At 42.8% G+C, this 8,896-nt stretch carries 8 protein-coding genes; 3 read left to right on the forward strand and 5 right to left on the reverse strand.

What is annotated here, in order from left to right:
• Window positions 1–24 precede the first annotated feature (24 nt).
• On the forward strand, window positions 25–750 hold the full coding sequence (locus tag AACX68_RS12300) for a helix-turn-helix transcriptional regulator (protein WP_228859335.1): 726 nt from the start codon (window positions 25–27) through the stop codon (window positions 748–750).
• Here AACX68_RS12300 and AACX68_RS12305 read toward each other — a convergent pair.
• From AACX68_RS12305 to speA, 4 genes are all read right to left on the reverse strand, one after another.
• Window positions 713–1,510, reverse strand: a complete 798-nt coding sequence (locus AACX68_RS12305; protein ID WP_099125107.1) for an L-threonylcarbamoyladenylate synthase — start codon at window positions 1,508–1,510, stop codon at window positions 713–715. The two genes, AACX68_RS12300 and AACX68_RS12305, sit on opposite strands and share 38 nt — an antisense overlap.
• 58 nt (window positions 1,511–1,568) lie before the next feature.
• Window positions 1,569–2,054, reverse strand: coding sequence for a YbhB/YbcL family Raf kinase inhibitor-like protein (locus AACX68_RS12310; protein ID WP_228859336.1), 486 nt, complete (start codon window positions 2,052–2,054; stop codon window positions 1,569–1,571).
• Window positions 2,055–2,288: 234 nt separating this feature from the next.
• Entirely contained in the window at window positions 2,289–3,215 is a 927-nt protein-coding gene (gene speB / locus AACX68_RS12315) for an agmatinase (protein ID WP_228859337.1), read from the reverse strand.
• 526 nt (window positions 3,216–3,741) lie between these two features.
• Entirely contained in the window at window positions 3,742–5,646 is a 1,905-nt protein-coding gene (gene speA / locus AACX68_RS12320; protein WP_228859338.1) for a biosynthetic arginine decarboxylase, read from the reverse strand.
• Window positions 5,647–6,572: 926 nt separating this feature from the next.
• Here speA and metK point away from each other — a divergent pair.
• Together metK and AACX68_RS12330 are read left to right on the forward strand one after the other, a co-directional pair.
• On the forward strand, window positions 6,573–7,727 hold the full coding sequence (gene metK / locus AACX68_RS12325; RefSeq protein ID WP_228859339.1) for a methionine adenosyltransferase: 1,155 nt from the start codon (window positions 6,573–6,575) through the stop codon (window positions 7,725–7,727).
• 93 nt (window positions 7,728–7,820) lie between these two features.
• Window positions 7,821–8,345: a SprT family zinc-dependent metalloprotease gene (locus AACX68_RS12330; protein WP_228859340.1), complete on the forward strand. Its 525-nt coding sequence runs from the start codon at window positions 7,821–7,823 to the stop codon at window positions 8,343–8,345.
• A gap of 19 nt (window positions 8,346–8,364) precedes the next feature.
• On the opposite strand, the gene AACX68_RS12335 is transcribed toward AACX68_RS12330, so the two are convergent.
• Entirely contained in the window at window positions 8,365–8,709 is a 345-nt protein-coding gene (locus AACX68_RS12335; RefSeq protein WP_099122449.1) for a DUF6694 family lipoprotein, read from the reverse strand.
• Window positions 8,710–8,896 lie beyond the last annotated feature (187 nt).

The following is an 8,896-nucleotide window of genomic DNA, read 5'->3' on the forward strand; positions in this document are numbered from 1 at the left end:
AACTGGATCAGATAGGTACGATAAATGAATACTTCACCACTCAGCCAGCATCAACAGACACTGGTTAATTGCTGTCTGAATACAATTGCCCACATCATTCCCGTGTCTGCTGCTGTTTATTATCTCGTTAATGAAAAGTGGCAGCCCGAAAACCATATCCTGTATGGCATCACATCCGACGTGTATCAGGCATATGTCGCGTATTTTTGTCAGTTAGATCCGCTACATCCGGAAAATTTCAGAAATAATGAACAGCGTCTTGTCAGCATGAATGACAATATGAAAGAGAGTGGCCAACAGTTCTATCATGATTTTATGCAGCCCAATAAATTAACGGATAGAGTCGAAATCTTTATCCGCCGTGGGAATAAAATCCTCGCGGGTATTTCAGTTTTCAGGGACTATCCGTTTCAGTATCAGGAAGTCATGCGACTTTACTCTATTATTCCTGTGGCCGAATTAATGACTTTTGATATTTGTCCCGATGCTCAAGTCATGTTTACGGCAAAAGAACAGGAAATTATTCAGTGGGTCAGAGAAGGAGCGAGTAATAAACGCATAGCATTACAGCTCAGTATTTCTCTCTCTACTGTGAAAACTCATCTGCGTAATATTTTTGCCAAAGCCAGTGTGACCAACCGGACAGAATTAGTTTCTTCTGGCTTTATGCGCCGTGATTTGAGCGGGTACGGTTCCGCACCCGCAGCGATTATTAATAATAGTTGCCGTGACGGTAATCCCATGTCGTGAAAATATCAGACATTATTACCATGATCTTATGGACATCCAGTCCCTTACGGATCAATACCGGGCACGGTGTAATATCACGCTGACCATTTTGAGTCGGTACTAATTTACCGTTGTCATCGACCATTGAAATCATCACACCCTGCTCATAGCGGGTTTGCTCAGTCTCATTCGGCTGAATGGATTTCACATAATCATTGGCGGTAATAATCAGATCTGCCCGCTCCTCAATGCGTTCACCAATACACTCAACCAAACCACGATTACCTTTGCCTGATGGGTTAGCTGAGCTGGCGAAAGAGAATTTACCGTATTTTTCCCACAGCTCTTTTGCCAGAATTTCACCGGGCTTACCAAATTTAATGACAAAACAGCTTGTACCACGGCCATCCATCATCAGCTCTTTGGAACCATCATCGGGAATACGATTAACTGCCTCTTCTTTCCACGGCAGGATACAGCCCAATAACACATCTGCATCCCAGTGTTTCTGATAAAGCTCTTCAATTTCCGGGTTAAGCTGAGCCAGCTCTTTCAACTGTTCCAGAGATCCACACAATACAACTCCGGGCTTATTGCGATTGCGCTGCTTAGCCTCAAATTTGCGCTCCAGCCCTTTCGCATCGGACGTCATGATGATGTAACCCACTTTAGTCGGGCAGACAATCATTCCGCCATCATTAGACAGAATCTCGACTGCTTCCTGTTGTAATCCCTGATTCCATTGAACTTTCTTTGGAGAAGAAAAAGAATTGCTGCTCATATATTGATACCCTTTTTTTATAAACTGAAGATCTTAAAACCGGAAAATAATGAAACAGTTAACGCTGGTAATAGCCGGTAATAGTGGCGGTTGCCAGACTATTGGCGTAGATCATAAAACGTGTGACCGCATTTGTTATTTCAGCGCCAATACCCAGTTTTTCTACCGACATGGCATGTACCGTGAAAATATAGCGATGGGCTTTATCTCCCTCTGGCGGGCAGGCTCCACCGAAACCAAACTGCCCGTAATCATTTCTGCTCTGAATGATGCCAGCCGGTAATTTGCTGCCATCACTCCGTCCGGCATCTGGGGATAAAGCCTGTATTTCCAGCGGAATATCAAATGCCACCCAATGCCAGAAACCACTGCCCGTTGGGGCATCAGGATCATAAACCGTGACCGCAAAACTTTTTGTTCCGGCAGGCGCATCTGTCCAGGCAAGTTCAGGTGAGCGATTACCACCGTTACCACCAAACTCATTGAATTCCTGCTCTTTACTCAGGAAATCATTATTCTTAAATTCAGTTGAAGTGATTATCATGCTTGTATCCTCATAAGAATGCCTTTTAAAACATCCTAACGCAGTTTTTCGATGCTGCAAGGTTAAGCGATGGTTTTGCGGGATTGTTTCAATTTGGGAACAATAGGTGCGTTTGGGAATACTTTCCCCTATATACTTTTTTACCTCTATAAACACGGTAAAGGTGCAGTAAAAAAGAAAAAAGCCCGCCATCAGGACGAGCTTTCAAACAACGTTTATGTATAGCTGAATATATCAGACAGCTTTTTTAGAAGCCTGCAAATACAGCAATTCCAGCCCGATTGTTGCTGCCGCAAGTGCGGTAATTTCTGACTGATCATAGGAAGGAGCAACTTCCACCACATCCATTCCAACGATATTCAGCGGTTGCAAAGCCCGCAGAATTTTCAGCGCACGATCTGAAGTCAAACCACCGATCACCGGCGTTCCTGTACCGGGCGCAAATGCCGGATCAAGACAATCAATATCAAAAGTCAGGTATACCGGCAGATCACCGACAACAGATTTGATCTGATCGACAACATCTTCAACGCTGCGATCATTCACCTGCCCTGCATCTAATACCGTGAAATCATTATCTGTATCGTGCTCAGTACGAATACCGATCTGGACAGAATGCGCCGGATCGATCAATCCCTCGTTTGGCGCATGGTAAAACATCGTACCGTGATCAAACTTACTGCCATTAGGATAAGTATCGGTATGAGCATCGAAATGAACCAGAGCCATTTTACCGAAATGTTTCGCATGGGCGCGCAACAGCGGTAACGTGACAAAGTGATCGCCACCAAAAGTCAGCATTTTTTTGCCTGATGCCAGCACTTTCTCAGCATGAGCCTGTAGTTTGTCGCTCATATCCTGCGCATCACCAAAATTAAAGACCAGATCACCACAATCAACCACATTCAGGCGCTTGCGCAGGCTGAAGTTCCATGGCCACCGGCTGCTTTCCCAAGCCAGATTTGTCGAGACCTGACGAATAGCGGCCGGCCCGTGGCGACTACCAGCCCGACCGGATGTTGCCATATCAAAAGGTACACCGGTAATAACCCACTCCGCATCACCGGAATAAGGCTGGAAATTCAACGGGAAGCGCAGGAAGCCAAAGGCGTTTGAAACCAGAGAGTTATCGATTTGGTTTCCTAAGGAACTAATACTCATAATATATCCTCTAAAGCCTTGTGTTTAATTAACATAGGGCTTGATTACATTACGCTAACTTCACAAGAAGTCTGACTTTTTAAATAACCTTTAAAAACAACCAATTAATATCAAAAAACAGATAATTACTCATACCTACCAATATTCGAGCATATAGTATTAGACATCATTTTTTCTTGCTACACTTTTGAGGTAATTAGATGAAATAAGCGCGGCAACTATCTGGAAAAAATGGAACCCCTTAATTTAGTACACAATAACCATACTCCCGTTACACAAATTCTATAAGATCAGTCAAGGACACCGGATAGTATTTAAATATCAGGATGAACTGAGATTATGGTGTTGCAACGAAATAGAAATGCCTTTTTGCGGTACACATGTAAGTAATACAAACTAAATAGGAAAAGTTAAATTATCCAGAAAGAATAAAGGAAAGGGATTAAACCGAATAGAGATTAAATTAGTTTAATTTTTTCGAATAAGCGCCTGTCACAGCGCTTATTCGGTTAACGACTAATTAGAATTACTCATCTTCTAAATAAGTATAACCATACAGGCCACTTTCAAACTCTTGCAGGAACTGTTCCTGTAGATTTTCAGCCAAATCTGTCGATTTCACCTGATCACGGAAGCGGGTCAGCAGTACCTGAGGCTCCAGTTTCACATATTGCAGCATATTGGCAACTGTATCACCCTCTTCACTCTGCTGATAAGTCACTTCACCGTTTTCGGTAACGTAGACATCAACAGCCGCAGTATCACCAAAGAGGTTATGCATATTACCCAGAATTTCCTGGTAGGCTCCGACCATAAAGAAACCGATCAGTGGCGGATTTTCCGGATCATAGGCAGGCATTGGCATTGTTGTCGCCACACCATCACCTTCAACATAATGATCGATAATACCGTCAGAGTCACAAGTGATATCCAGCAAAACAGCGCGACGATCCAGCGGTTTGTCCAGCCCTTCAAGTGGCAGAACCGGGAACAGCTGATCGATCCCCCAGGCATCAGGCATGGACTGAAACAGGGAAAAGTTCACATAGAGTTTATCAGCCATGCGCTCCTGTAATTCATCAATGATCGGACGGTGAGCACGGTTACTTGGATCAAGATCCTGCTGAATACGGCGACAGATATTTAAATATAATTCCTCTGCCCAAGCTCGCTCGGAGAGACTCAAAATCCCGTGGGCATACTGGGTATGAACATCGTACAGATCAAACTGACTATCATGCAGCCATTCACGCAAAGAACGCTTGTAGCCATCATCCTGCATTTCCAGCCATGTATCCCACAAACTTGTCAGAGGACGTGCAGCATCTTCTGCCGGTGGTGTCGTTTCGGTGAATTCATTACATTCCGCTCCAATAACATTGGAGACTAAAACGGTATGATGAGCCGTCAATGCACGACCAGATTCTGTGATGACAGTTGGGTGTGGCAGGCCATTTTCCTCGCAGGCATCCCCGATTCCCCAAATAACGTTATTCGCGTATTCGTTCAGGCCATAGTTAACGGAACATTCTGACTGGGAACGTGTACCTTCATAATCAACACCCAGTCCTCCTCCCACATCAAAACACTGAATGTTGACACCCAGTTTATGCAGCTCGACATAAAAACGGGCTGATTCGCGCACACCTGTTGCTATATCACGGATATTTGCCAGCTGGGAACCCAGATGGAAATGCAACAATTGTAGGCTATCCAGTTTTCCGGCTGCTCGAAGAGTTTCAACCAGTTGTAGAACCTGTGCTGCCGCCAGACCAAATTTGGATTTCTCCCCGCCACTGGACTGCCATTTACCCGCTCCCTGTGAAGCAAGACGCGCCCGTACACCAAGACGAGGTACGACATTGATACGTTCCGCTTCTTCCAGCACCATTGCAATCTCAGACATTTTCTCGATGACCAGATACACTTTGTGTCCCAGTTTTTCACCGATCAGTGCCAGACGAATATACTCACGATCTTTATAACCATTACAGACAATTACAGTCCGTGTCATACCTGCATGAGCCAGTACAGCCATCAGCTCAGCCTTCGAGCCAGCCTCCAGACCGACAGGTTCGCCAGAATTAGCCAGTGATTCAATCACGCGACGCTGCTGGTTCACCTTAATCGGATAAACCAGAAAGTAATCACCTTTATAACCATAGGATTCACGCGCACGTTTAAAGGCTGCATTAATGGAACGCAAACGATGTTGCAGGATCTGAGGAAAACAGAACAATGCTGGCAGCTGTAATTGTTTTTTCTCTTGTTGAACTTTCTTTACCAGATCAACAATCTCAACCTGAGCTTCCGGCAAATCTGGATTTGGACAAACACTGACATTACCCAGATCATTGACGTAGTAATAGTTGCCGCCCCAGTATGCAATATTGTAAGTCTGGCGCATTTTACGAGCGATATTATCATTCATGGCAGTCTCCTTCATGGAGTAGAGGTTTGCCTTCACCTGTAGTCAATAACCCAAGACACTATATTTAGTGTGCGTATCTTGCGCATTTATAAATGTCAGGGAATAGCATGCTCTTAAATTATAAAAACGTTTAGAGGAAGCTAAACAATGTGTATATTTACGGTTTGGTAATACGGCTTCTGTCCGAAGCGACCTGTCTACTCGAATGTTTCAGGTAACATCGGAATGAATTCATATTGATAAGAAAGGAACAAGATGTGGATACATCAATGGCATAATGTGGCTGTCGGTTGTTAACAAGCAGCAAATAATGGTTCATAACCCCATTCACCCCACATGGCTTTACGAAAGCCGTTTCTCAATTGATGAGACGCAGAACACGCATAAAACGTATCCGGCAAACGCCTATAACTTGAAGTATAAAAAAACCTATCAGTTATAGGGCGCTGTTTATACCTGTAATCCTACAAAATTGCAAAATGAAATTTATTGATGCCTAACAGATTATAGATAAGCATATCCGATAAATTTCCATCGTTATCTTTATAGAAAGTAAACAATCTCTTACTAATATAAAACACTTCCATCACTATTCATTTGGATAAATAAACCCCACCAACAAAATAACAATTTGAAAATAAAGAAAATAGTTATTTTTTGTATTCCGTCAATTCCGGGAGATATTAAGGCACAAAAGAACAAACTGGCCCCATCAACAACATACAAAGAGATAACGCTCAAGAAGTTAGATTTCTTTAAACTGCACATTTCAAGGAATGACAGATGAGAAATCCAAAATGTCACGCAACAGAAGGTATTTGAAACCAAAAAAACTGGTATATTTAGTGATACTGACTTAGACTAGCCGTCTAGATGGTAAAACATCCACCCTTAAACCAAGATTATATTTAAGGTATCGAAATATAATGACTACACACCTTTTTACTTCTGAATCAGTTTCAGAAGGTCATCCAGATAAAATTGCCGACCAAATTTCCGACGCTGTTCTTGATGCAATTCTAGAACAAGATCCTAAGGCTCGTGTAGCCTGCGAAACTTATGTGAAAACCGGCATGGTTATGGTTGGTGGTGAAATCACTACCAGCGCCTGGGTTGATATCGAAGAAATTACCCGCAGTACAGTACGTGAGATTGGCTACACCAGTTCAGAAATGGGCTTTGATGCTAATTCCTGTGCAGTAATCAGCGCGATTGGTAAGCAATCTCCTGATATCAATCAGGGTGTAGACCGAGCTGACCCTCTGGAACAAGGAGCAGGTGATCAGGGATTGATGTTTGGTTATGCAACCAATGAAACCGATGTTCTTATGCCAGCACCTATTACCTATGCTCACCGTCTGGTTGAGCGTCAGGCGCATGTACGTAAGAACAAAACACTGCCTTGGTTGCGTCCGGATGCCAAAAGTCAGGTTACATTCCAGTATGACAACGGCAAAATTGTCGGCATTGATGCTGTTGTACTTTCTACCCAGCATTCAGAAGAAATCGGTCAGAAAGAGCTGCAAGAAGCAGTTATGGATGAGATCATCAAGCCTGTTTTACCAGCAGAATGGCTCACTCCGATGACTAAATACTTCATCAACCCAACAGGCCGTTTTGTGATTGGTGGCCCAATGGGTGACTGTGGTCTGACCGGCCGTAAGATCATTGTTGATACGTACGGTGGTATGGCGCGTCACGGTGGTGGAGCATTCTCAGGAAAAGATCCATCTAAAGTTGACCGTTCTGCGGCTTACGCGGCACGTTACGTAGCTAAAAATATCGTTGCCGCAGGTCTGGCTGACCGCTGTGAGATTCAGGTTTCTTATGCTATCGGTGTTGCTGAACCAACTTCTATCATGGTTGAAACGTTTGGAACTGAAAAAGTACCAACATCAACACTGGTTCAGCTGGTACGCGAGTTCTTCGATCTGCGTCCTTATGGATTGATCAAAATGCTGGATCTACTGCATCCAATCTATCGTGATACTGCGGCATACGGTCATTTCGGTCGTGAGCAGTTCCCGTGGGAAGCAACAGATAAAGCTGAAATCCTGCGTGATGCAGCCGGGCTGAAATAATCCCACAACATTAAAAAGCCCGCTCATAACAAGCGGGCTTTTTTTGTGTTAAGTTACTATTCAAATTAAGTTACCACAGAATTATCGCTGTTTATGAAATCCGTTAAGGTTCCTCTTCCACTACAGCAAGCAGTCATGCGCGCTTTACGGCAAAAAATGATTCAGGCCAGTGAATTCCTTCAGCAAACGTTTCCTGAACCCTGTGTGACCTACCAGCAAAGAGGGACAATTGCAGGAAGTGCTCGTTTACAAGATTGGGAAATTCGTCTTAACCCAATTTTGCTTATTGAAAACGAGCAGTCGTTTATTGATGAAGTCATCCCCCACGAATTAGCTCATTTATTGGTTTATCATCAGTTTGGCAAAGTCGCTCCTCACGGCAAAGAGTGGCGTTATATTATGGAAACCGTGTTTAAAGTACCTGCCAACCGAACCCATCAATTTTCAGTACAATCCGTTTGCAGCAAGATATTCATCTATGGCTGTCATTGCCAGCAGCACGAATTAAGCATCAGGCAACATAATAAGGTGCTCAGAGGTAAAAGTTGCTATGTCTGCCGACAATGTGGGGAACGATTAACGCTTTTGGGAAAAAATAAACCAGATAAGACTCAATAACAGCTAAAATGCCCCGAAATCAGGGCGCTTTATTATTTTTCTTAATTTTTTCTGCTTCATTAATAATCTGATCAGCGGTTTTCCCATTCAATGATTGATAAAAGCTTTTTTCCAGGCTTTCCATAGCATCATATTTTATTTTTCCCTGCTTGTTGTTCTTAAACAGTTCATCAAAATCGATATTGTGAAACATAACAATATTCAATGAGTCATCAAATTTTAGTTTTTTATCTTCAGGTAGAGTATCCCTGATCTTTTCGATGGATGTTTTTACCGCTATTCCATTCGTTCCATCAATCTTCAGCGGCTTCTCACACCCTGCTAATGTAAAACCCAATAAACAAATTACTAACAATTTTCTCATAATCAACCCCGCCCAATTATCTGTAGTGTAATAATAGCAGAGGGCGATAAAAATAAACTCACTTAACTGAAAAAATTATTATTAAATAAGGCGCATTTACAAATTGTTTACTATCATCTTGTGTTTTTATATTAAGCTGTTTTTATTCTGTAATATTTTTCAATAGTTATCTTAAAACCCATAATAT

It is taken from the genome of Xenorhabdus sp. PB61.4, from assembly GCF_963894935.1.
Lineage (GTDB): Bacteria > Pseudomonadota > Gammaproteobacteria > Enterobacterales > Enterobacteriaceae > Xenorhabdus > Xenorhabdus stockiae.

Excerpts from the sequence above, each read along its gene's own strand:
- AACX68_RS12300 (WP_228859335.1), top strand. The coding sequence starts at position 25 with ATGAATACTTCACCACTCAGCCAGCATCAACAGACACTGGTTAATTGC.
- AACX68_RS12305 (WP_099125107.1), bottom strand. The coding sequence starts at position 1,510 with ATGAGCAGCAATTCTTTTTCTTCTCCAAAGAAAGTTCAATGGAATCAG.
- AACX68_RS12310 (WP_228859336.1), bottom strand. The coding sequence starts at position 2,054 with ATGATAATCACTTCAACTGAATTTAAGAATAATGATTTCCTGAGTAAA.
- speB (WP_228859337.1), bottom strand. The coding sequence starts at position 3,215 with ATGAGTATTAGTTCCTTAGGAAACCAAATCGATAACTCTCTGGTTTCA.
- speA (WP_228859338.1), bottom strand. The coding sequence starts at position 5,646 with ATGAATGATAATATCGCTCGTAAAATGCGCCAGACTTACAATATTGCA.
- metK (WP_228859339.1), top strand. The coding sequence starts at position 6,573 with ATGACTACACACCTTTTTACTTCTGAATCAGTTTCAGAAGGTCATCCA.
- AACX68_RS12330 (WP_228859340.1), top strand. The coding sequence starts at position 7,821 with ATGAAATCCGTTAAGGTTCCTCTTCCACTACAGCAAGCAGTCATGCGC.
- AACX68_RS12335 (WP_099122449.1), bottom strand. The coding sequence starts at position 8,709 with ATGAGAAAATTGTTAGTAATTTGTTTATTGGGTTTTACATTAGCAGGG.